Here is a 21732-nt window from a genome sequence, read left to right on the forward strand (position 1 = left end):
GGCCCCGAGCGAACGCACTGAAGCAGAAAGCGAGCAGACCGACAGCCATGGCTGAGGCTCAGAACATCCCGGTGGGCTCCACCACCGCCGGCTCGATCGCGGTGGCCGCCGAGTCGACCGTCGCCACCCGTATGAGTGCGCCCCCGTCCTTCGATGTGGCGGACTTCCCGGTCCCGCACGGCCGCGAGGAGGAGTGGCGCTTCACGCCGCTGGAGCGCCTCGCCGGTCTGCACGACGGCACCGCGGTCGCATCCGGCGACGGAGTCAAGATCGCCATCGAGGCCCCCGAGGGCGTCACCGTCGAGACCGTCGGCCGTGACGACGAGCGGGTCGGCAAGGCCGGAATCCCGGTGGACCGGGTCGCCGCCCAGGCGTACTCCTCCTTCGAGAAGGCCTCGGTCGTCACCGTGGCCAAGGAGGCCGTGCTCACCGAGCCGATCCGGATCGCGGTGCACGGCGAGGGCGGCACCGCCTTCGGCCACCAGGTCATCGAGCTCGGCGCGTTCGCCGAGGCCGTCGTGGTCATCGACCACACCGGCGACGCGGTGCTCGCCGCCAACGTCGACTACATCCTCGGCGACGGCGCGAAGCTCACCGTCGTCTGTGTCCAGGACTGGGACGACAAGGCCGTCCATGTCGCCCAGCACAACGCGCTGGTCGGCCGGGACGCCTCTTTCAAGTCCATCGTGGTCACCTTCGGCGGCGACCTCGTACGGCTCCACCCGCGCGTCGCGTACGCCGGCACCGGCGGCGAGGCCGAGCTGTTCGGTCTGTACTTCACCGACGCCGGCCAGCACCAGGAGCACCGCCTGCTGGTCGACCACAACACTCCGCACTGCAAGTCGAACGTCGCCTACAAGGGCGCGCTGCAGGGCGATGCCGCGCACGCCGTGTGGATCGGTGACGTGCTCATCGAGGCCAAGGCCGAGGGCACCGACACCTACGAGATGAACCGCAACCTCGTCCTCACGGACGGCGCGCGCGTCGACTCCGTGCCGAATCTGGAGATCGAGACCGGCGAGATCGTCGGCGCCGGTCACGCGAGCGCCACCGGCCGCTTCGACGACGAGCAGCTGTTCTACCTCATGGCCCGCGGTATCCCGGAGAGCGAGGCACGCCGTCTCGTCGTGCGCGGCTTCTTCGCCGAGCTGGTCCAGCAGATCGGCCTCCCGGATGTCGAGGAGCGCCTGATCGCCAAGATCGAGGCGGAGCTGGAGGCGGCCGTCTGATGGCCTTCGTCAAAGCCTGTGCGCTGAGCGAGCTGGAGGAGGACACCCCCAGGCGGGTGGAACTCGACGGCACGCCGGTGTCCGTGGTGCGCACCGAGGGCGAGGTGTTCGCGATCCACGACATCTGCTCGCACGCGAACGTCTCCCTCTCCGAGGGCGAGGTGGAGGACTGCCAGATCGAGTGCTGGCTGCACGGCTCCAGCTTCGACCTGCGCACCGGCAAGCCGTCGGGCCTGCCCGCGACGCGCCCCGTCCCCGTATACCCCGTAAAGATCGAAGGGGACGATGTGCTCGTCTCCATCACCCAGGAGTCCTGAGTCACCCATGGCAACGCTTGAAATCCGCGACCTGCACGTTTCCGTCGAGGCCGAGAACGGCCCCCGGGAGATCCTCAAGGGCGTCGACCTGACCGTGAAGCAGGGCGAGACCCACGCCATCATGGGCCCCAACGGCTCCGGCAAGTCGACCCTCGCCTACTCCATCGCGGGCCACCCCAAGTACACGATCACCAGTGGCACCGTGACCCTGGACGGCGAGGACGTCCTGGAGATGTCCGTCGACGAGCGCGCCCGCGCCGGCATGTTCCTGGCCATGCAGTACCCGGTCGAGGTCCCCGGCGTCTCGGTCTCCAACTTCCTGCGCACCTCCGCCACCGCCGTGCGCGGCGAGGCCCCCAAGCTGCGTACCTGGGTGAAGGAGGTCAAGTCCGCCATGGAGCAGCTCCAGATGGACCCGGCCTTCGCCGAGCGCAATGTGAACGAGGGCTTCTCCGGCGGTGAGAAGAAGCGCCACGAGATCCTTCAGCTCGAGCTGCTCAAGCCGAAGATCGCGATCCTGGACGAGACCGACTCCGGCCTGGACGTGGACGCCCTGCGCCAGGTTTCCGACGGCGTCAACCGTGTCCGTGAGACCGGCGAGGTCGGCACCCTGCTGATCACGCACTACACGCGCATCCTGCGCTACATCAAGCCCGACTTCGTGCACGTGTTCGCGAACGGCCGTATCGCCGAGTCCGGCGGCGCCGAGCTCGCCGACAAGCTCGAGGCCGAGGGCTACGAGGCTTACACGAAGGGTGGCGTATCCGCGTGACACAGCTGCCGGGCCTCCTCGACACCGAGGCGATCCGTAAGGACTTCCCGATCCTCGACCGGGTGCTCCATGACGGCAAGAAGCTCGTGTACCTGGACAACGCGGCGACCTCGCAGACGCCGCGCCAGGTCCTCGACGTGCTCAGCGAGTACTACGAGCAGCACAACGCGAACGTCCACCGTGGCGTCCATGTGCTCGCCGAGGAGGCCACGGCGCTGTACGAAGGCGCCCGCGACAAGGTCGCCGCCTTCATCAACGCGCCCAGCCGCGACGAGGTGATCTTCACCAAGAACGCCTCCGAGTCGCTGAACCTCGTGGCCAACATGCTCGGCTGGGCCGAGGAGCCCTACCGGGTGGACCGCGAGACCGAGGTCGTCATCACGGAGATGGAGCACCACTCCAACATCGTTCCGTGGCAGCTGCTCTCGCAGCGCACGGGCGCGAAGCTGAAGTGGTTCGGGCTGACCGACGACGGCAGGCTCGACCTGTCCAACATCGACGAGATCATCACCGAGCAGACGAAGATCGTCTCCTTCACGCTGGTCTCCAACATCATGGGCACGGTCAACCCGGTCGAGGCGATCGTCCGCCGCGCACAGGACGTCGGCGCCCTGGTGCTGATCGACGCCTCGCAGGCCGCGCCGCACATGCCGCTGGACGTGCAGGCGCTCGGCGCGGACTTCGTGGCCTTCACCGGCCACAAGATGTGCGGTCCGACCGGTATCGGCGTGCTGTGGGGCCGGCAGGAGCTGCTCGAGGACCTGCCGCCGTTCCTCGGCGGCGGCGAGATGATCGAGACCGTCTCGATGCACTCCTCGACGTACGCGCCCGCACCGCACAAGTTCGAGGCGGGTACGCCCCCGATCGCGCAGGCTGTCGGCCTCGGCGCGGCGGTGGACTACCTCACCTCGATCGGCATGGACAAGGTCGCCCAGCACGAGCACGCGCTGACCGAGTACGCGGTGCAGCGGCTGCTCGAGGTCCCGGACCTGCGGATCATCGGCCCCACCACGGCCGAGGACCGCGGAGCCGCGATCTCCTTCACCCTCGGCGACATCCACCCGCACGATGTGGGCCAGGTTCTCGACGAGCAGGGCATCGCCGTCCGCGTCGGCCACCACTGCGCGCGGCCCGTCTGCCTCCGGTACGGAATTCCTGCGACCACGCGGGCGTCGTTCTATCTGTACTCCACGCCGGCCGAGGTGGACCTGCTCATCGACGGCCTGGAACACGTCCGCAACTTCTTCGGATGAGGGACCAACCGCTGTGAAGCTTGATTCGATGTACCAGGACGTCATCCTGGACCACTACAAGCACCCGCACGGGCGGGGCTTGCGGGACGGCGACGCCGAGGTGCACCACGTCAACCCGACCTGCGGCGACGAGATCACCCTCCGTGTGAAGTACGACGGCACGCTCATCGCCGACGTCTCGTACGAGGGCCAGGGCTGCTCCATCAGCCAGGCCTCGGCCTCCGTGCTGAACGAGTTGCTCGTCGGCAAGGAGCTGGCCGAGGCACAGAAGATCCAGGCGACCTTCCTTGAGCTGATGCAGTCCAAGGGCCAGATCGAGCCGGACGATGCGATGGAGGAGGTGCTGGAGGACGCGGTCGCGTTCGCCGGCGTCTCCAAGTACCCGGCGCGCGTGAAGTGCGCCCTCCTGAGCTGGATGGCATGGAAGGACGCGACGGCGCAGGCGCTGTCCGAAGGGAAGACCGCATGACTGAGAACCGCGAGACCACGGCGGAGAAGGACTGGCCGGACGAGGAGACCTTCTCCTCCAAGGCCGCGGCGCCGACGAGCACGAAGGCCTCCGAGGAGGAGGTCCGCGAGGCCCTGTACGACGTCGTCGACCCCGAGCTGGGCATCGACGTGGTCAACCTCGGGCTGATCTACGGCATCCACATCGACGACGCCAACATCGCGACCCTGGACATGACGCTGACGTCGGCGGCCTGCCCGCTGACGGACGTGATCGAGGACCAGGCGAAGGCCGCGACGGACGGCATCGTCAGCGAGCTGAAGATCAACTGGGTCTGGATGCCGCCGTGGGGTCCCGACAAGATCACGGACGACGGACGCGAGCAGCTGCGTGCGCTCGGCTTCAACGTCTGACGCGCTGCCGAATTCAGAAGCGGCCGTGGGTGCCAGGGGTTCCTGGTGACCACGGCCGCTTCTGCCTGTGCGGGGGGCCTGCGGGCGCGGGCATCGAGCGGCTGCGGGTCGCGGTTCGGTTCACGCACAGGCGTCATGGGCACTCAGGGCTGCTCGGACCCGCAGGACGTCCGTGCCCGACGTGGCGTCCAGGCCGGTGGCCTCCGCTGCCCGCCGCAGTCGGTAGTCCACGGTGTTGGGATGAACCCGGAGCCGTTCCGCGGTGAGCTGGCGGCTCAGGCCGCAGTCCAGGAACGTGCGCAGTGTGGACAGCAGCTCGGGCCGGTCGGCCAGCGGGCGCATCAGCCGGGCCAGCGCGTCCCGGGCCGGTCCCGGCTGCATCAGCTGATACTCCAGCAGCACGTCGGTGAGGTGGTAGACGCCCGGCGGACGGCCCGCGGCGACGGCCACCCGCCGTATCTCCTCCACCAGTTCGGCGGCCTCGCCCACCTCCTCAGGGACGGCCGCGGCCACCCCGGCCACGATGTCGACGTCGGCGACCCTGCTCATATGGGAGACCACTTGGCCCAGCCAGGTCCAGTCCCGGGCCGACAGCTGTGCCTCCTCGGTCCGCCAGGGGATCAGGGCGATCCCCCCGGCGCCGGACAGCGCAGTCAGAACGGCGCCGTCCACGTGGCGGTCGAGCTCGACCCGCAGCCGCCGCAGTTTGCGCCGGCCCGCCATCACGCTGCTCACCCCGTCGGCACTCTCGTCGGGGTGCGGGCCGATCGCCAGCCCGACGACCAGGTAGCACGGTGGCAGGCCGATACCGCAGCGCGCGGCCGTGCCCTGGACGTCCTCGCCGTCCAGCAGCGCCGTGAGCATCGCCTGCCGCGCCGACTGCTCATCGCTGGCGACGGCCTGCCGCTCTGCGAGGTACCCGGCCACCACCGTGGTCGTCATCCGCTCCAGGAAACGCAGGACGAGCATGTGCGCGGCCTGTAGCTGCGGCATGTCCTCGCGGGTCGCATGCGGTGCCATCCGCTCCAGACACTCGTGTGCCCCTACGTGATAGGCGCTGATCACGGCCTCCACCGGCATGCCGTCCTCGGCCCGCTTGGCCGCGGACTGCCGCAGCACCTGGAGTTCCGCCTCGCTCGGAAGCTGGCCGGTGCGCAGGATGGTGGCGAACGCCCGGATGCCCTGCTCGATGACCCGCCGGGTCTCGGTGCGCTGTTCGGCGGGCAGGGTCGCGTACACGGGCACTTGGTCGACGAGACGGGCCAGCACGCGTGCGGCCAGGTCGTGCACGGCCCCGGTGAGCCGCTGATGCACGGGAATCCCGCCGAATGTGAGCGGCACATGGCCGCCCGCCCCGGTGTGACTGTTCACGCTGCGACCTCGCCGGCACTCTGCGGAGATCCACTCCGTGCGGAGCTTCGGCGAAACCCCGCGAGGATCAACGAACTTACTGCTTGGTAACCACCGTCCTCGCAGGGAGCGGCGGGTGTCAAGGACCGTTGGCCATAGCCTGGACAAACTGTGATCGCTCACAAACCCCTGGCGCGAAGTCTGGATGGCGTACGGGGCCCGGAGCGCCGGGTCACCACGACGATTCGTCAGGGGCGGCAGTGTCCGCCCCACTTCACCGGTCATCGGTTCGAGGACGGGCCGAGCGAATCCCAGGAGCACCCATGTCAGGGACAACGTGGCCCGTGCGCCGGCTGCGCACGTCACTCGCCGCGGCCGCCGTCTCGGCCGCAGTCGTCGTCACCTGTGCCGCTGCCCCGGCACAGGCTGCCCAGCAGGACAAGCTGCGGGAAGGCGGCGTCGCACAAGCGCTGTGGAACTTCGCGGTGTCGCCCGAGGCTGTGCCCGGCGCGAACGACTGGTCGTGCCGGCCGAGTGCCGAACACCCCAACCCGGTGGTCATGCTGCCGGGAACCTTCTTCAACATCGGCGCCGACTTCGTGAAGGCCGCGCCCCGTCTGAAGAACAACGGCTACTGCGTCTTCGCCATGAACTACGGATTCACCTCCGCGTCGTTCGGCCGCGTCGGCGGTCTGGGCCACAACAGGGACTCGGCCGCGCAGCTGGACGCCTTCGTGGCGCGGGTCCAGCAGGCCACCGGGGCCGCGAAGGTGGACATCGTCGGCCACTCGCTCGGCTCGAGCGTGTCGATGTGGTGGATGAAGAAGATGGACGGCGCCGACAAGGTTGCCCACTACGTCGGCTGGGCGCCCAGCTCCCACGGCACCGATCTGAACGGCATTGTCCGCCTCGCCGACTCCCTCAAGGCGATGGGCTTCGTCACCGGCCTGTCCGAGGTCGCACAGTTCCCCGGCGTCCTCGAGCAGGCCGGCACCAGCGACTACACCAGGGAGCTGTGGGCGGACGGTGACACGGTGCCGGAAGGGCCCGAGTACACCGTCGTGATGACCGAGCACGACAAGGTGATCACCCCATACGCGACCCAGGCGCTGCAGGGTGACGACGTCACCAACATCGTCCTGCAGGACATGTGCCCCGACGACAAGGCGGGCCACATGGGGTTGTTCAACGACGATCCCACCCTGCAGCTCACCATGAACGCGCTCGCGGACGGGCCCGACGGCTTCAAGCCCGTCTGCGAGGGATACGGAATGCCTCTGCTCTGACCGTCAGGACGTCGGCCCGGCGGCCTCGGCGAGGGCAGCGGCCAGGTTCTCGGTGCGGATACGCCGGTCGATGTAGAGCAGGTTCAGCACCAGCTGGGGGAAGGCCACGGTGAGGGCCTGGCTGATCAGCGAGCTGATCAGACCGAACACCAGGGTGGTCGCGAGGATCGTCACGGCGACGCCGCCGCTGGACGCGTCGTCCGACAGCGACAGCGGGCCGGCGGGCAGGGCGTTCAGCACGGACAGCGGCAGCTGGATCACGTAGCCGGCCACCACGGCGATCAGGTATGCCAGCAGTGAGATGCCGAAGATCCGCCACCAGGCACCGCGCACCAGCTGGGCGGAGCGGCTCATCGAGGCGATGACGCCCTGGCCCTCGAAGACGGCGGCGGCCGGGGCGAGACTGAACCTCACCCAGAGCCAGACGGCCGCCGGGCCCGTGATCAGGGCGCCGAGGAATCCGACCAGGATGACCCAGCCGAACCCGTCCGTGCCGTTCACGGTCAGCATGATCATCGCGAAGAGGAACCCGAAGAAGGCCATGCCGGTCAGGAGGATCGGGACAAAGGCGATCAGCGAGGTCAGCACAACACTGCCGAGCACCGCGCCGGTGCGGGGCAGGGCACGGCGCCAGACGGAGCCGATGGTGGTCGGGCGGCCCAGGACCGCGTCCTGGAGGATGACGGGGCAGCTCGCGTAGATCACCGCGTTGGCGACCAGAAGCGTGAGCAGGCCGAACAGGTACACCGCGCCGAAGGAGAGCACCAGCGGGCCGAACTCGTCCCAGCCGGGGGCCTCGCTGCCCGACCAGTCCAGCACGCGGTGCAGGCGGTCCGAGACCGACACGTACGCGATGCCGATGGCGCCGCAGACCAGCACGGCGGCCACGCCGTAGGCCGCGAGTGCGACACCGAGCAGCTGCTTCCAGTGGCGGCCGATGGTCGAGAACGCCCCACCGAGTATCGCGCCCAGGGCGAGCGGCGCCAGCGGTATGACACCGGGCTTCGGCGGCGGTGGCACCGGCGGCATCCAGCCGCCGTAGGCGGGCGTACCCGGGTAAGGCGTGTTTCCGTGGGCCACTGCTGGATTCCCCCGTGCTTCGATACCGACCTGGACCGATCCGACCGGAAGCGATCGGACGGCACACCGTAGCGGGACGCCGCCGGGCGGCGGACGGGACCCCCTGCAAGCCGCCGAACCCGGCATACGGGCGGATCACGCCCGGCACCTGAGACCGGTTCGCGGGGGCGGTGCCCGGCCCGTTAGGTTTCCTGTCATGACTGACTCGCCCGACAGCACCACCGCAACGCGCACCACCGGCGCCGTCGCCGCCGGACTCGCCACTCTCACGGCCGACGGCACCGTACTCGACACCTGGTTCCCCGCTCCCGAGCTCGTCGCCGAGCCCGGGCCCGCCGGCACCGAGCGGCTGACCGCCGCGCAGGCCGCCGAGCTGCTCGGCGAGGGCGCCACCAAGGCGATCGGCCCCGACCCGCGCCGCGGTGTCGAGGTCGTCGCGGTCCGCACCGTGATCGCCTCCCTCGACGACAAGCCGCTGGACGCGCACGACGCCTACCTGCGCCTCCACCTGCTCTCCCACCGCCTGGTGCGGCCGCACGGCCAGAGCCTGGACGGCGTCTTCGGCCTGCTCGCCAATGTCGCGTGGACCTCGCTCGGCCCGGTCGCCGTCGACGACGTCGAGAAGGTCCGTCTCCACGCCCGCGCCGAGGGCCTGCACCTCCAGGTGACCTCGATCGACAAGTTCCCGCGGATGACGGACTACGTGGCGCCCAAGGGCGTACGGATCGCCGACGCCGACCGGGTCCGCCTGGGCGCGCACCTCGCCGAGGGCACCACCGTCATGCACGAGGGCTTCGTCAACTTCAACGCCGGCACCCTGGGCACCTCGATGGTCGAGGGCCGTATCTCCGCCGGTGTCGTCGTCGGCGACGGCTCGGACATCGGCGGCGGCGCCTCCACCATGGGCACGCTCTCCGGTGGCGGGAACGTCATCATCTCCATCGGCGAGCGCTGCCTGATCGGCGCCGAGGCGGGCGTCGGCATCGCGCTCGGCGACGAGTGCGTCGTCGAGGCCGGTCTCTATGTCACGGCGGGTACGCGCATCACGATGCCCGACGGTGAGATCGTCAAGGCCCGTGAGCTGTCCGGCGCCTCGAACATCCTCTTCCGCCGCAATTCGGTGACCGGTGCCGTCGAGGCCCGTCCGAACAACGCGGTCTGGGGCGGTCTCAACGAGGTGCTCCACAGCCACAACTGACCGGCCGTCCCCGGTCGCCGGGTTCCCCGCCATCGTGTGACTCTGCGTAACCTTTGCTCTGTTCGGGCGGATAGGCAGGGCAAAGCGGAGTCACACGATCCGGCCCCGGACCGGCAAGGCGAGGAACCGACATGAAGACCAGGCTGACCGTACTCGGTGTGTTCGCGCTGCTCGCCGCAGTGCATCCGGCGGGCAGCGCGCTCGCCGACGAGACGCACACCGGCTCGCACGACGGACCCAGCGTCTCGCTGATCTCCACCGGCCAGATCGACGATCCGCTCGAGGACGTCCTCGAGCACCCGGCGGTCCTCGGCTCGACCTACGTGTACGACTGAGCGAGCTCCTCGTACGCAGCCAGCAGCCCGCGGGCCGCCTCGCGGCCGGCGGGCTGCAGTGGTTCCCGCACCGCGCCCGCAGGCAGCCCGAGCGCGCCGAGCAGTGCCTTCGCCGTCACTGTGCCGGGCAGGCCGGAGGCCATCATCAGCTCGGTGAGCGGCAGCGTCGCCTGGTTGAGCCGGACCGCGGCGCCGGTGTCGCCGGCGTCGAACGCGTCCAGAGCCGCCCGCAGTTGAGGGGCCGCGACATTGGCCACTGTCGACACGAAGCCGGCGCCGCCCACCGCGTACAGCGGAAGATTCAGCTCCTCGGCCCCCGCGTAGTAGGCGAGTCCGCCGTGCGCGATGACCTTGGAGCTGCCGAGCAGGTCGAACGAGCAGTCCTTGACGGCCACGATGCGCGGGTGACCGGCGAGCCGCAGCAAGGTGTCCGGCTCGATGCGGGTGCCGGTGCGGCCCGGGATGTCGTACAGCATCAGAGGAACGCCCACGGAGTCCGCGACGCGCACGAAATGCGCGGCGACGGCGTCCTGCGGCGGTCGGCTGTAGTACGGGGTGACCACCAGAACCCCGTCGGCGCCGACCGCCTCGGCGGAGCGCGCGAGTTCGACGGTGTGCCGGGTGTCCGCGGTGCCGACGCCCGCGAGGACCGAGGCCCGCTCGCCCACCGCCTCGGCCACCGCCCGTACGAGCGCGGTCTTCTCGGCGTCCGTGGTGGTCGGGGACTCGCCGGTGGTTCCGTTCACCACCAGCCCGTCACAGCCGCTGTCCACCAGCTGGGCGGCGAGCTTCTGGGCACCGTCCAGGTCGAGGGAGCCGTCGTCGGCGAAGGGCGTGACCATGGCGCACAGGGCCCGGCCGAAAGGATGCGGAGAGTGCATGACCGGAGTCTGACCCACCCCACCGGGAAGCTCCAGTTAAATCTGCTTCCCGCGACAGCGAAGCATTGCTACGAGATCGCCTGGGCGCGGGACCTGCTGGACGGAGCGGGCCCCGCGCCCGGCGAGGGGTGTGCTACGGACGGAAGCGCAGCACCTGCGGGTCGTGGTCGCTGTTCTGATCGGCGAACTCGGCGTTGATGTGCACGCTGTCGTAGCTGAAGTCGCCGATCGACGGGCTGGTCAGGATCTGGTCCAGAACCTGGCTGTTGCCCTGGTAGACGTACGAGTAACGCTCCCAGCTCGGCAGTGACTTGATCGCCGGGTACAGCGCGCCGCCGTCCGTCAGTGCCTTGGTCGTCTCCGAGAACTCGAAGTCGTTGATGTCACCCAGCACCACGACGTCCGCGTGCCGGTCGGCCTTGAGGATGTCCTTGACGAAGGTGTTCACCGCCTGCGCCTGGAGCAGGCGCTTGGCCTCCGAGGAGCGGACCGGCGGCTGGTGGTGCGAGGTGAGACCCTCGTCGCCGCCCTTCGAACCGAAGTGGTTGGCGATGACGAAGACCGTGCGCCCGCGGAAGACGAACTCGCCGGCGAGCGGCTTGCGGCTGCTCTCCCAGGCGGTGTTGGCCGGGTCGATCCGGCCGGGGGAGAAGGTGAGCGCGGCATGGCCGTACTCCTTCGTGACACCGGTGGCGGCCGTCGCGTTGCCGCCGGCACGGTCGGTGAAGGAGACCCGCTCCGGGTTGAACAGGAAGACCTGGCGGATGTTGCCGCCGGGCTCGCCGCCGTCCTTGTTGTTCTCCGGGTCGACGGTGCGCCACTCGTACGCCGGGCCGCCCGCGGCAATGATCGCGTCCGTGAACTTCTTGACCGTCTGGTCGGAGGCCACCGTGCCGTCGTTCTTCGCGCCGGTGTTGTCCTGGATCTCCTCCAGGGCGACGATGTCGGGCGAGGCCAGGTTCTCCACGACGGCCTTCGCCAGCGCGTCGAACTTCTCCTGCGGGTCGGACGGGTCCAGGTTCTCCACGTTGTACGTGGCCACTGCCAGCTCGCCGCGACGCTGAGGACGCGTCGACTCGCGCTCCAGCTCGCGGTCGGTGACCGTGCCGAGGGTGCGGGCGGTGATCGTGTAGCCGCCGAACTGGTTGAAGTCCAGGGGGCCTTCGGTGGTGCCCGACAGTAGATCGCCGACGTTCGCCTTGGGGAAGGGCTGCTGGGCGAGCGGAATGAGCGACTGGATCTGCAGCCGGCCGGTGTTCTGGGACTCGTACGAGCCGTAGCGCGCGCCGCCGCGGCCCGTCGGGTTCTCCCAGGGCTTGACCGTCACCCACAGCTCGGAGTACGGATCGGTGGCACCGACGACACGCGAGGTGCCGATGCGGACATTGCTGCCCTCGAGCGACTCGTAGTAGTCCAGGGCGTACGAACGGGGCTTGAGCGGCAGCGCGTTGATGCTGCCGGCGGCCGCGGTGTCGCCCTCGGGCGCGTACCGCGACGGGACGGACCAGGCGGAGACGGTCACCGGGGCGGGCAGCGCGTTGCCCGAGGACACCACGGTCACGGTCGGCTTGGAGATCTGGGTCAGCGACTGGTTGCCGGAGCTCAGGCCGCCCGGGACGTACTCGCCCACGGTGCCGGAGACCTTGACGGCGTCGCCGACGGCGACGGTCGGGGCGGCGCCGGTGAAGACGAAGAGGCCCTCGCTGGTGGCCGGATCGGCGTCCGCCTGCGGGTCCTGGATCCAGAAGCCGCGGGAGGAGCCGTACCCGCGGACGCCGATGACGATGCCCTCGACGTCCTTGACCTGCTGCCCGACGAGCGGGCTCGTGCGGGTGGTGCCCTGGATGTCATGAATGCGCGCGCCGGCGGTGTCGGCCGTGATGTCGGCGTCGGCGGCGGCCGAGGAGGAACCGGCGAGCAGACCGGCGGCCAGTGCGGAGGCCACGACGGTCGCGACGGCGGCATATCTCGGTATGGAAGGCATCGGAGAACTCCGGAATGAGGGTTGGGGGGTGGTTCGTATATCTACGCGCGTCAATCTCTTGGCTGGACACTGTAGTTGTCAAGAGCCATCGGGTGTACGGGGGTGTTCCGGCAGGTGAACCGATGGCAATGGGGCTCAGGGCAGGGGGTGTCCGCACCGCTCGCGGGGTGAACTCCCGTGCCGGCCCCGCCCCCTGCTCCGGCGGTATCTCCCGGGCGCGGCGAAACCCGGTGAAATACGTCTACGCTGGGGGCGCCCACAGGGCCGCCCGGATTCCGAACGCCCGGAGGAGAACCACCAGATGCCCGAAGACCGCTCTCCTTTGCCGCCCGTGCGGCTGCACTCGGACGCGGAGCTGGCGCGGGACGCGCTCGCCACTCCGCTGCTGACCAGGGCCGTGAAGCTCGCCCGCTGGGCGGGACCCGGGACACGGGTCGGCTTGGGCGGTGAACTCGTCGAGGAGCAGCTGCCCGAGGCCGCGGAGGTGCTGGGACTCGGCGAGAGCGGCGGGGAGGGGGCCGAGGGCACGGACGGGGGCGGCGAGGGGCTGGCGTACGCCAGCGAGGCCTGGCGTATCGCCGTCGACACCGGCCTCGTGGAGGTCGAGGAAGGTGATGACGACTCGGCCGGAACGGTCTCCTCGGGGGACAACCTGGCGCTCGTCACCGGCGGTGGTCCCCAGGATGTGCTCGGCCTGTGGCTGGACGCCCTGGACGTGGTGCTCGCGGACGCGACCGCACCCCTGCTCGACGACATCGAGGACATCCTCGGCGAGGACGGCACCATCGACGTCGAGGCGCTGGACTGGGACCCCGAGGCCGAAGCCGCCTTCCTGGACGGGGTGCTCGGCAATCTCTACCTGCTGACCGTCACCGGGGGCGGCGCGGGCGAGGAAGCGGTGCCGCTGCCGGTGCTCGCCGCGTCGGTGATCGTGCCCGACGACATGGGCGAGCCCACCGACGACGTGCTGGAACAGGTGTCGCAGGCGATGATGCGCCTCGACGACCAGTTCAGGCTGCTCGAAACCATCGGCCTGGTCGAATACCGGCCGGTGGACGAGGCGTTGATGGCCGAGGAGGGCGAGGAGCCCCCGCCGCAGCCCGACGACGAGGACGTCTCCCGGTACGGCCTGGTCTGGCTCACTCCGCTCGGCCTGTACGGCATCAGGGCCCGGCTGCTGGAGGGGGGGATCGACGCGCCCGCGGTCGGCGACCTCGCGGACAAGGGTGCGGAGGTGCTGCTCGACGGGCTCGCGTACTTCCCCGAGCTGTCGGCGCGCGCCGAGACCGAGCAGTGGCTGGCCCGGCGTGCCCCCGCCGACGCGGCGCGCGAACTTCTCACCGCCGCCGAAGGGGACGACGGGGGCGCACCGCTGCGCCGGCTGCACTGCCAGCAGGCCCTGACCCTGGTGGGCCCGCAGGCCGAGCCGGCCGTACGCGCGGTCCTCGACAACCCGCAGCTGGGCGGCCTGGCCCGCGTCTGGCTGGCGGAGCACGGCGCGGCGGACGTACCGGCGCCGCCGGAATCGATGATCTTCTGGCTGGCCATCGACACGATCGCCGCGCAACTGAGCGCGGTCGGCGAACCGGACGAACTCCAGGACCTGGTGGAGAGCCTGGTCGGCCGGCACAGCGGCTTCTTCGACGCGGCGTGGCGGGTGGACCATCCGGCGACGGCGACGGTCCTGGAGGCGATGGGCCGCTTGCACCGCGACAAGAAGGCGGCGAAGGAGGCCCGCAAGGCGGCCTTCAAGGCCCGCTCACGGGCGGGGAGCTGACGCGGGCCCCTCGGACGCAGTCGCGTCTCCGAGGGCCTGCACGGGGGCGGTGTGCGGGCTACGGGCCCGTGGCCGGTCCGCTTTCTGTCCGAGGCGGCCCGCGAGGGGAACCTCCACCCTGAGGGCCCCGCGTGCGGGCGTCGGGCCGGGCCGCTGCCCGTCCGAGGGTCGTACAGGCGTAGCCCGCGGTTCAAGTGCCGTTCAGGCGGGCGCGCGAGGGTGGCGCAATCATCAGCCGGCCCGGACGCGCCTTCAGGAGACCCCGATGTCGCTCACTCGCAGGGATTTCACCAGACAGACCGCTCTGACCGGTGCGGGTGTCGCCCTCACCGGTGCCGTCGGTACCCTGGCCACCGCGCCCGGCGCACTCGCGGCCGAGGACACCGAGCAGGCCGAGGGACACGGCCACGGCTGTGAGCCCGGCTACGGGCCGCTCGTCCCCGACCCCGACGGCATCCTCGCCCTGCCTGCCGGTTTCTCGTACCGCGTCCTCACCCGCGCCGGGGTCACCACCCTGGAGTCGGGTGAGTTCACCCCCGGCAAGCACGACGGCACCGCCGCGTTCGAGGGGCCGCGCGGTGTGACGCTGCTCGTCGTCAACCATGAACTCAAGGGCGCGCGTTCCACCGTCGCCCACCCGGTGCCGCTCACGGAGGGTCTCGTCTACGACCCCGCAGCGCCCGGCGGCTGCACCGTCGTCGAGAGCCACCGCAGCGGCGAGGTCGCCCAGTGGGTGGGCATCGCCGGTACCGTGCAGAACTGCGCAGGCGGCTCCACTCCCTGGGGCACCTGGCTGACCTGCGAGGAGACGGAGGACCGGGCCGGCAAGAACGGTGCGACCAAGGACCACGGCTATGTCTTCGAGGTCGACCCCTGCGACCGCCGCGCCAACCGGAACCCGCAGCCCGTCAAGGCGCTCGGCCGGTACGCCCACGAGGCCGTCGTCGTCGACCCCAGGCGTGGCCACCTGTATCTGACCGAGGACGCGGACACACCCAACGGCCTGCTGTACCGCTGGGTCCCGCCCCACGGCTTCAGGCACGGCCGCGGACAGCTGCGCAGGCTCGCCGACGACGCCGGTGTGCTGCAGGCCGCCACCTGCTACGACTCCGGCGGCCGGTTCGTCGACGACCTCTCCCGTGCCGCGAGGATCGGCACGGTGTACGGGGTGGACTGGACGGAGGTGCCCGACCGCGACGCCAGGACCGTCTCGGTGCGCAAGCAGTTCACCGACGGCGAGGTCACCCGCGGCCGCAAGCTCGAGGGCATGTGGTGGGGCGACGGCGGCGCCTACGTCGTCTCCTCCTACGCCCGCGAGGAGAGCCCGCAGCAGCACGACGGACAGGTCTGGTTCTACGACCCGCGGCGCCGGACCCTGACGCTGAAGGTGCTGTTCGGTATGAACCCGGACCCGTCCAAGGACGGTGCCTACGACGGCCCGGACAACATCACGGTCTCGCCCTACGGCGGCGTGATCCTCGCCGAGGACGGCGAAGGCGTCCAGCATCTGATCGGCGCCACCGACCGCGGCCGCACCTACCCGATCGCCCGCAACGAGCTCAACCTCGGCACCGCGGAGGACCCGGACTACAGCGAGTTCGCCGGCGTCACCTTCTCGCCGGACGGGCGGACGCTGTACGCCAGCATCCAGACACCTGGCATCCAGCTCGCGATCACCGGCCCCTGGAAGCGCCGGCACCGTCACTGACGCCGAAAGCCGGGCGCGCGTAAATGCATTGGCGCGCCCGGCAGTTCGTTCCTAGAGTCTGAATCACGAACCGCACCTCCCGGTGCGCCGGCCGCGGCTACTTCCTCTGACGAAAACACGCCGCTGCCATCTTCGATCTCGGGAGGCTCGGCACGTGGGACGCCTGGTGCGCAGGCGACGGCTACTTCGGATCGGACGGTTGCGGGTTCAAGTCCCGCCCGGCGGCGGCCGGTAGCTCAATCGGGTAGAGCATCTGACTTTTGCCGTCGCCGTCTCGATCTCAGGCGTCCCCCTGCTGTGCTTCCCCCGCGAATTCGGGGAATTCGGATGACGCGTTTCAACAGCCGTGCGGCACGCGACGAGGCCGCCGAGTACTCGTACATCGGCTCGACCGGCCGCGTTCTGTTCACCCGCGAGGGCGGTGCCGGTGTCGAGCGGGATGCGCGTTCGGAGCTCTTTCTTCTCGCGGTCGCCAACTTCGTGTCCCAGCGGACCTTCTACGAGTCGGGCAGCGATCGCGACAACCGTTTCACCGCGCTCGTCCGTGAGCTGGCCGTCGTGGACCCGCAGTGGACCGCGGGTCTGCTCGGCTGGCTGCGCGGCGAGGCCCATATGCGGACCGCCTCGCTCGTCGGCGCCGCGGAGTTCGTCAAGGCCCGCCTCCAGGCGGGCGCGACCGACGGCAGCCGCAACCGGCAGGTCATCGCCTCCGTACTGCTGCGTGCCGATGAGCCCGGTGAGCTGCTCGGCTACTGGACCTCGAGGTACGGCCGCAACGTGCCCAAGCCCGTCAAACGCGGCATCGGGGACGCGGTACGCCGGCTGTACAGCGGGAAGTCGCTGCTGAAGTACGACACCGCGAGCAAGGGCTACCGCTTCGGCGACGTCCTCAACCTCGTGCACGCCTCGCCCGACCCGCAGAGGTCCTGGCAGGGCGCCCTGTTCCGGTACGCGCTCGACCGCAGGCACCACCCGGAGACGGCCGAGCCGCCCGCCGCGATCCCGGTGCTCACCGCGTACCGTGAGCTGATGGCGCTGCCGGTCCAGGAGCGGCGTGCCGTGATCACCTCGCCGGGCGGCGCGGAGCGCCTGGCCGAGGCGGGCATGACCTGGGAGGCGCTGGCGGGCTGGCTGCAGGGTCCGATGGACGCGGCAGCCTGGGAGGCCGTCATCCCGTCCATGGGCGCTATGGCGCTTGTCCGCAATCTGCGCAACTTCGACCAGGCAGGGGTCTCCGACGAGGTTGCCGCTCAGGTTTCGGCGAAGATCTCGGACCCCGCGGTGGTCGCGGCCTCACGCCAGTTCCCCTTCCGCTATCTCGCCGCGTACCAGCACGCTCCGTCACTGCGCTGGGCCTACCCGCTGGAGCAGGCGCTCGGCCACTCGCTGGCCAATGTGCCCGCCCTGCCGGGCCGGACCCTGGTCCTGGTGGACCGCTCGGGTTCGATGTGGTCGCCGCTCTCGGACCGGTCGGAGCTCAACCGCGCCGACGCGGCGGCGATCTTCGGAACGGCAGTGGCGATGCGGGCCGCCGGCGCCGACCTGGTGCAGTTCGGCACGGGCCATGTGGCTGTGCCGTACACCCGGGGCGAGTCGGTGCTCAGGGTGCTCGAGCGTTTCGGCAATCTTGGCGGCACCAACACCACCGCGGCCGTACGCGCGCACTACCGCGGCCACGACCGGGTGCTGATCGTGACCGACGAGCAGGCGGCGCACAGCCGCCATGGCAGCCCCACGGAGCAGGTACCGGCGCACATCCCGGTCTACACCTGGAATCTGGCGGGACACCGGGCCGGTCATGCGCCGTCGGGCACGGGGAACCGGCACACCTTCGGGGGCCTGTCCGACGACGCTTTTCGGATGGTGCCGTTGATCGAACAGGGCCGGTCCTCGGACTGGCCCTGGAGATGAGAGACGGCTGGACGTGGCTTTCGGACGCCTTGAAGGCGCATACTCCAGGTAATGACTAAGTCAGCCGGATCCCGGCGCCATCTGCCCTCCAGTCCCTTCAACCGTCCGGCCGCGCCAGAGCCGCCGATCGAGCGCTACGAAGCGGGCGATCGGGTTTCGCATGATCAGTTCGGTCTCGGCAGAGTCCTCGCTGTGGAAGGAGACAACGCCGCCGTGCTTGTCGACTTCTCCGGCAGGCAGGGCCGTATCCTCAGCCCCTTCGCCAAGCTGGCAAAGCTCTGAGGAGAGCCTCCGCCGGGCCCGTCGTCCCTTTGTGACGGGCCCCGGCGGACGCTTCACAGCGCCTGTGCGGCGGGCTTGACCATGCCGCGGACCGTGCGCGACTTCACGAAGTCGCCCAGCGCGGTCATCTCCCACTCGCCCGAGAACTGCTTGATCAGCTTCGCCATCATCACGCCGGTCTGCGGCTCGGCGCCGGTCAGGTCGAAGCGGACCAGTTCCTCGCCGGTCGTCGCGTCCAGCAGCCGGCAGTAGGCCTTGGCGACCTCGGTGAACTTCTGGCCGGAGAACGAGTTGACCGTGAAGACCAGGCCCGTCGCGTCGGCCGGGAGCCGGCCGAGGTCCACGACGATGACCTCGTCGTCGCCCGCGCCCTCGCCGGTCAGATTGTCGCCGGAGTGCTTGATCGAGCCGTTCAGGATCGACAGCTTGCCGAAGTAGCAGCTGTCCAGGTGGTTGCGGCTCGGGCCGTAGGCGATCACCGAGGCGTCGAGGTCGATGTCCGCACCGCGGAAGGCGGGCTCCCAGCCCAGCCCCATCTTGACCTGGGAGAGCAGCGGACGGCCGCCCTTGACCAGGGACACCGTCTGGTTCTTCTGCAGGCTCACCCGTCCCTTGTCCAGATTGATCTTTCCGGTGCCGGGCGCAGGGGTGGCCGGGGGCGCGGCCGGGGGAGGCGGCGCCGCCGCGGCGATCCGCGGGTCGGGCGTCACCGCGGCCGGGGGCGTTGCCGCCGGGGCGGCCGCAGGCTCCTCGTCGACCGAGACGCCGAAGTCCGTGGCGATGCCCGCCAGCCCGTCGGCATATCCCTGGCCCACCGCACGGGCCTTCCAGACGCCGCCCCGGAGATAGATCTCCACGACCACCAGAGCGGTCTCCGCACCGAGCTGCGGGGGAGTGAACGTGGCGAGCGGGCTGCCGTCGTCGGCGTTGCGGATGGTGGCGGTCGGTTCGACGCCCTGGAACGTCTGTCCGGCGGCGTCCGGGCTCGCGGTGACGACGATCTTCTCGATGCCGGGCGGGACGGCCGCGGTGTCCACCACGATCGCGTCGGGCGCACTGCCGCCTCCGGAGCGATACGTGACGCCGGGGCCCGCCGGCTGGTTGTAGAAGATGAAATCGTCGTCGGAGCGCACCTTGCCGTCGGCGGTGAGCAGCAGGCCCGATACGTCGAGCCGCACCGGGGCGGCGACGTCCACCGCCACCCGCGCGGCGGTCAGGGGGATGTTCGAGCCGGGGGTCATAGCTGTCATGCCAGAGGTAACGAGCCAGGGCGCTTTACCGTTCCCTTACCTGGCTCATCTGTTGCGGGGATGGTTCCTGGCCGTGCGTTCGTTGCCGAACTTGTACGCCCCGGTCCACCGGGCCATCACCAGCTGCGCATCACCCGAGGCCACCTCGGCCAGGAACTTCTCCGCGCGGGAACCGCGCAGCGTGCTCGCGGCCCGGCCGCGGTGGGTGATGACGACCGTGCCGTCGCCGTGCTGGGCGTAACTGAAACCGAAGGGTCTGGCCATCGCCCCATCCTGGCGGGTGCGTGGCCGGAGGTCACCTGCATTTACGCGGTGACAGGGCGGTCGCGATCAGTGCGGCCACTGCGGCGGGTCGGTGGCGAAGTGGCCGCCGAGAAAGGCGTGGTCCGGTGCTTCTGCCCGGCCTGCCGGGACGGGTACGGCAAGGCAGGCGCGGACCCGGGCGAGCTGGCCGCGTCCGTGCGGCGTGCGCTGGACCCGGTGTGGCAGGGGGCCGTCCCGCCGGACACCTCGATCGACCGGCTGATCGGCCCCGGACTGGCCACGGCCACACTGGACTTCCGTGCACACACCGCCCGGACGCTCCAGGAGTCGGCGATCGCTGCGGTGCGTACGGCGGCGCCCGAGGCCTTCCAGGTCCTGCTGCACGCCGCCGGCCACCGCGAGAGCGTACGGCGGCCGGATGCGCCGCCCGCCGCGCGGTCGGCGCAGGGCCGTGAACCGGGAATCGGACGCTGCGACCCGTGCCGCAGGCAGGCACGCCCGGAGGCCGGGTGCGGGCGCCCGGGGACGGCCCGTCGGATCAGGCCGGACCAGTGAACAAAGCCCCGGTGCCGGGGGACACCTGCCCTGGTTGAAGGGCTACGGGAGAGTGCGGGCCGCCAGGCCCGCGAACCTGCCAGGACCCGGAAGGCAGGCCCCTGGCCTGCACACGCCGCAGGCCCGCCGGGGCCGGACGCCGGGTGTTGCGTACCCGGGCCGCTCAGCTCCAGGTCGAGTCCACCGGCTTCGCCACAGGCCGGCCGGCCCGGGCCGGCCGCACCAGCGACGCCGCCGTCATCAGGCCCAGCACCCCGATCGCCACCAGGAGCGCCCTGACGTCCAGGAGCGTCACCAAGCCCGCGCCCAGCGCCAGCGCGAGCGCGTTCGGGGCGTAGATCAGGGTGTTGGCCGTCGCCGCGGCCCGGCCCACCAGCGCGCCGGGCGTCTCCCGCTGCACCGCCGTCAGCGCGGTGATCAGCACCCACGGCAGGCCCAGCCCGATCGCCGCGCTGCACATCAGTGCCACCGCGTCGTACGGCAGTGCCCGAAGCGCCACCGCTGTCGCGAAGAGTGCGATGCCCGTCGCGGCGAAGGCCCTCTCCGGCATGCGCCGCAGCAGCGGGCCCGCCAGCAGGCCGCTCAGCACGGAGCCCGCACCCTGCACCGCGTACAGCACGCCCACGAACGCGGGGGAGTGACCCAGCACCTTGTCGTTCACCGCGAAGATCAGCGCGCCGTTCAGACCCGCCAGGGCCATCACCGCACCGCCCGCCCACACCAGCGGACGCAAGCCCGGCGAACGCCGCAGATGACGTGCGCCCTCGGCCCAGGCCGTGCGCCGGCCGGCTCCCCGGGCCGCTCCGGGGCGTTCCTCCCGTACGCGCAGCAGCGCGAAGATCCCGGCCGCCACCGCGAACGTCACCGCGTCCAGCAGTGCCACCGAAGCGCCGCCGAAGCGCGTGAACAGGGCCGCGCCGACGAGCGGGGCCAGCAGTTTCATGCCCTCGTTCGCCGTCATCCGAAGCCCGTTGAAGTCGCCGAGCAGCCGCGAGTCGACCGCGGAGGCCACCAGCGCCGCCTCGGCCGCGTCCTGCACCACCCCGCTCGCCCCGTACACGGCCAGCACGACGAACAGGACCCACACGTGATCCGCCGATTCCAGTGCGAGCAGCGGCAGCAGCAGCGCGGACATCGCGAGGTTCGTCCAGATCAGCAGCGGCCGCCTGCGCACCCGGTCGGCGACCGCTCCCAGCAGTGGCCCGACGAGCACGGGCGCCCACATGGCGAACGTCGTCAGCGCCGCCAGACTGTCGGAGCCGGTCAGTGACTTGACCCAGACGCCGGCCGCCAGCCACATCGCCGACGTGCCGAAGCCCGAGACGACCACCCCGGACAGATACAGCCCCGCGTTGCGGTCACGCAGTACCGCCCCCGCCGCCCAGCGCACGCCCGTCCCGCCTCCCCGACCCGGTCCTGTTCACCGTAAGGACCGTGCC

General features: G+C 70.6%; 21 protein-coding genes. 14 read left to right on the forward strand and 7 right to left on the reverse strand.

The genetic code is table 11. The features are described from left to right. Nucleotides 1-47: 47 nt before the first annotated feature. The 6 genes from sufD to OHS70_RS28655 are packed head-to-tail and all read left to right on the forward strand — an operon-like array spanning nucleotide 48 to nucleotide 4432. The gene (gene sufD, locus OHS70_RS28630; protein WP_328402025.1) at nucleotides 48-1229 is read left to right on the forward strand and encodes a Fe-S cluster assembly protein SufD; all 1182 of its coding nucleotides are present in this window, start codon (nucleotides 48-50) and stop codon (nucleotides 1227-1229) included. After that, a complete protein-coding gene (locus OHS70_RS28635; RefSeq protein ID WP_328402027.1) occupies nucleotides 1229-1546 on the forward strand; it encodes a non-heme iron oxygenase ferredoxin subunit in 318 nt (105 codons plus the stop codon). Before sufD ends, OHS70_RS28635 begins: the two co-directional genes overlap by 1 nt. 7 nt (nucleotides 1547-1553) lie before the next feature. Next, a complete protein-coding gene (gene sufC, locus OHS70_RS28640; protein ID WP_328402029.1) occupies nucleotides 1554-2318 on the forward strand; it encodes a Fe-S cluster assembly ATPase SufC in 765 nt (254 codons plus the stop codon). Then, a complete protein-coding gene (locus OHS70_RS28645; protein ID WP_328402031.1) occupies nucleotides 2315-3571 on the forward strand; it encodes a cysteine desulfurase in 1257 nt (418 codons plus the stop codon). The genes sufC and OHS70_RS28645 overlap by 4 nt, the downstream gene beginning before the upstream one ends. Nucleotides 3572-3584: 13 nt before the next feature. Continuing rightward, the gene (gene sufU, locus OHS70_RS28650; protein WP_328402033.1) at nucleotides 3585-4040 is read left to right on the forward strand and encodes a Fe-S cluster assembly sulfur transfer protein SufU; all 456 of its coding nucleotides are present in this window, start codon (nucleotides 3585-3587) and stop codon (nucleotides 4038-4040) included. Continuing rightward, nucleotides 4037-4432, forward strand: a complete 396-nt coding sequence (locus tag OHS70_RS28655) for a metal-sulfur cluster assembly factor (protein WP_328402038.1) — start codon at nucleotides 4037-4039, stop codon at nucleotides 4430-4432. Before sufU ends, OHS70_RS28655 begins: the two co-directional genes overlap by 4 nt. Before the next feature lie 120 nt (nucleotides 4433-4552). Here the strand turns inward: OHS70_RS28655 and OHS70_RS28660 are convergent, their stop codons facing one another. Then, nucleotides 4553-5803, reverse strand: coding sequence for a PucR family transcriptional regulator (locus OHS70_RS28660; protein ID WP_328402040.1), 1251 nt, complete (start codon nucleotides 5801-5803; stop codon nucleotides 4553-4555). A 302-nt stretch (nucleotides 5804-6105) separates the two neighbouring features. On the opposite strand from OHS70_RS28660, the gene OHS70_RS28665 reads away from it, so the two are divergent. Further along, entirely contained in the window at nucleotides 6106-7068 is a 963-nt protein-coding gene (locus tag OHS70_RS28665; protein WP_328402042.1) for an alpha/beta fold hydrolase, read from the forward strand. A 3-nt stretch (nucleotides 7069-7071) separates the two neighbouring features. On the opposite strand, the gene OHS70_RS28670 is transcribed toward OHS70_RS28665, so the two are convergent. Beyond that, nucleotides 7072-8148: a hypothetical protein gene (locus OHS70_RS28670; protein WP_328402044.1), complete on the reverse strand. Its 1077-nt coding sequence runs from the start codon at nucleotides 8146-8148 to the stop codon at nucleotides 7072-7074. Nucleotides 8149-8344: 196 nt separating this feature from the next. Here OHS70_RS28670 and dapD point away from each other — a divergent pair, with 196 nt between their 5' ends. Then, a complete protein-coding gene (gene dapD, locus OHS70_RS28675) occupies nucleotides 8345-9346 on the forward strand; it encodes a 2,3,4,5-tetrahydropyridine-2,6-dicarboxylate N-succinyltransferase (protein ID WP_328402046.1) in 1002 nt (333 codons plus the stop codon). A gap of 131 nt (nucleotides 9347-9477) precedes the next feature. Next, entirely contained in the window at nucleotides 9478-9681 is a 204-nt protein-coding gene (locus tag OHS70_RS28680) for a hypothetical protein (protein ID WP_328402048.1), read from the forward strand. On the opposite strand, the gene dapA is transcribed toward OHS70_RS28680, so the two are convergent. Then, nucleotides 9666-10562 (reverse strand): 4-hydroxy-tetrahydrodipicolinate synthase, encoded by an 897-nt coding sequence (dapA, locus tag OHS70_RS28685; protein WP_328402050.1) that lies wholly within the window; start codon nucleotides 10560-10562, stop codon nucleotides 9666-9668. The genes OHS70_RS28680 and dapA overlap by 16 nt on opposite strands. A gap of 133 nt (nucleotides 10563-10695) precedes the next feature. Beyond that, nucleotides 10696-12546 (reverse strand): endonuclease/exonuclease/phosphatase family protein, encoded by a 1851-nt coding sequence (locus OHS70_RS28690; RefSeq protein ID WP_328402052.1) that lies wholly within the window; start codon nucleotides 12544-12546, stop codon nucleotides 10696-10698. Nucleotides 12547-12847: 301 nt separating this feature from the next. Here OHS70_RS28690 and OHS70_RS28695 point away from each other — a divergent pair, with 301 nt between their 5' ends. From OHS70_RS28695 to OHS70_RS28710, 4 genes are all read left to right on the forward strand, one after another. Continuing rightward, on the forward strand, nucleotides 12848-14323 hold the full coding sequence (locus OHS70_RS28695; protein WP_328402054.1) for a hypothetical protein: 1476 nt from the start codon (nucleotides 12848-12850) through the stop codon (nucleotides 14321-14323). A 265-nt stretch (nucleotides 14324-14588) separates the two neighbouring features. After that, complete coding sequence (locus tag OHS70_RS28700) at nucleotides 14589-16031, forward strand: alkaline phosphatase PhoX (RefSeq protein WP_328402056.1); 1443 nt, start codon at nucleotides 14589-14591, stop codon at nucleotides 16029-16031. Between the two features lie 327 nt (nucleotides 16032-16358). Then, the gene (locus OHS70_RS28705) at nucleotides 16359-17942 is read left to right on the forward strand and encodes a TROVE domain-containing protein (RefSeq protein WP_328402058.1); all 1584 of its coding nucleotides are present in this window, start codon (nucleotides 16359-16361) and stop codon (nucleotides 17940-17942) included. 51 nt (nucleotides 17943-17993) lie between these two features. Beyond that, a complete protein-coding gene (locus tag OHS70_RS28710) occupies nucleotides 17994-18224 on the forward strand; it encodes a hypothetical protein (protein ID WP_328402060.1) in 231 nt (76 codons plus the stop codon). Nucleotides 18225-18277: 53 nt separating this feature from the next. On the opposite strand, the gene OHS70_RS28715 is transcribed toward OHS70_RS28710, so the two are convergent. Beyond that, on the reverse strand, nucleotides 18278-19474 hold the full coding sequence (locus OHS70_RS28715) for a TerD family protein (RefSeq protein WP_328402062.1): 1197 nt from the start codon (nucleotides 19472-19474) through the stop codon (nucleotides 18278-18280). Between the two features lie 45 nt (nucleotides 19475-19519). Next, the gene (locus OHS70_RS28720) at nucleotides 19520-19738 is read right to left on the reverse strand and encodes a hypothetical protein (RefSeq protein WP_328402063.1); all 219 of its coding nucleotides are present in this window, start codon (nucleotides 19736-19738) and stop codon (nucleotides 19520-19522) included. A 99-nt stretch (nucleotides 19739-19837) separates the two neighbouring features. On the opposite strand from OHS70_RS28720, the gene OHS70_RS28725 reads away from it, so the two are divergent. Next, nucleotides 19838-20293: a hypothetical protein gene (locus OHS70_RS28725; RefSeq protein WP_328402065.1), complete on the forward strand. Its 456-nt coding sequence runs from the start codon at nucleotides 19838-19840 to the stop codon at nucleotides 20291-20293. 163 nt (nucleotides 20294-20456) lie between these two features. On the opposite strand, the gene OHS70_RS28730 is transcribed toward OHS70_RS28725, so the two are convergent. Further along, complete coding sequence (locus OHS70_RS28730; RefSeq protein WP_328402067.1) at nucleotides 20457-21683, reverse strand: MFS transporter; 1227 nt, start codon at nucleotides 21681-21683, stop codon at nucleotides 20457-20459. Nucleotides 21684-21732 lie beyond the last annotated feature (49 nt).

The sequence above is a fragment of the Streptomyces sp. NBC_00390 genome, from assembly GCF_036057275.1.
GTDB lineage: Bacteria > Actinomycetota > Actinomycetes > Streptomycetales > Streptomycetaceae > Streptomyces.

Excerpts from the sequence above, each read along its gene's own strand:
- OHS70_RS28700 (WP_328402056.1), top strand. The coding sequence starts at position 14,589 with ATGTCGCTCACTCGCAGGGATTTCACCAGACAGACCGCTCTGACCGGT.
- OHS70_RS28680 (WP_328402048.1), top strand. The coding sequence starts at position 9,478 with ATGAAGACCAGGCTGACCGTACTCGGTGTGTTCGCGCTGCTCGCCGCA.
- sufC (WP_328402029.1), top strand. The coding sequence starts at position 1,554 with ATGGCAACGCTTGAAATCCGCGACCTGCACGTTTCCGTCGAGGCCGAG.
- dapA (WP_328402050.1), bottom strand. The coding sequence starts at position 10,562 with ATGCACTCTCCGCATCCTTTCGGCCGGGCCCTGTGCGCCATGGTCACG.
- dapD (WP_328402046.1), top strand. The coding sequence starts at position 8,345 with ATGACTGACTCGCCCGACAGCACCACCGCAACGCGCACCACCGGCGCC.
- OHS70_RS28695 (WP_328402054.1), top strand. The coding sequence starts at position 12,848 with ATGCCCGAAGACCGCTCTCCTTTGCCGCCCGTGCGGCTGCACTCGGAC.
- OHS70_RS28710 (WP_328402060.1), top strand. The coding sequence starts at position 17,994 with ATGACTAAGTCAGCCGGATCCCGGCGCCATCTGCCCTCCAGTCCCTTC.
- OHS70_RS28665 (WP_328402042.1), top strand. The coding sequence starts at position 6,106 with ATGTCAGGGACAACGTGGCCCGTGCGCCGGCTGCGCACGTCACTCGCC.
- sufD (WP_328402025.1), top strand. The coding sequence starts at position 48 with ATGGCTGAGGCTCAGAACATCCCGGTGGGCTCCACCACCGCCGGCTCG.
- OHS70_RS28720 (WP_328402063.1), bottom strand. The coding sequence starts at position 19,738 with ATGGCCAGACCCTTCGGTTTCAGTTACGCCCAGCACGGCGACGGCACG.
- OHS70_RS28655 (WP_328402038.1), top strand. The coding sequence starts at position 4,037 with ATGACTGAGAACCGCGAGACCACGGCGGAGAAGGACTGGCCGGACGAG.
- OHS70_RS28705 (WP_328402058.1), top strand. The coding sequence starts at position 16,359 with ATGACGCGTTTCAACAGCCGTGCGGCACGCGACGAGGCCGCCGAGTAC.
- OHS70_RS28715 (WP_328402062.1), bottom strand. The coding sequence starts at position 19,474 with ATGACAGCTATGACCCCCGGCTCGAACATCCCCCTGACCGCCGCGCGG.
- OHS70_RS28635 (WP_328402027.1), top strand. The coding sequence starts at position 1,229 with ATGGCCTTCGTCAAAGCCTGTGCGCTGAGCGAGCTGGAGGAGGACACC.
- OHS70_RS28690 (WP_328402052.1), bottom strand. The coding sequence starts at position 12,546 with ATGCCTTCCATACCGAGATATGCCGCCGTCGCGACCGTCGTGGCCTCC.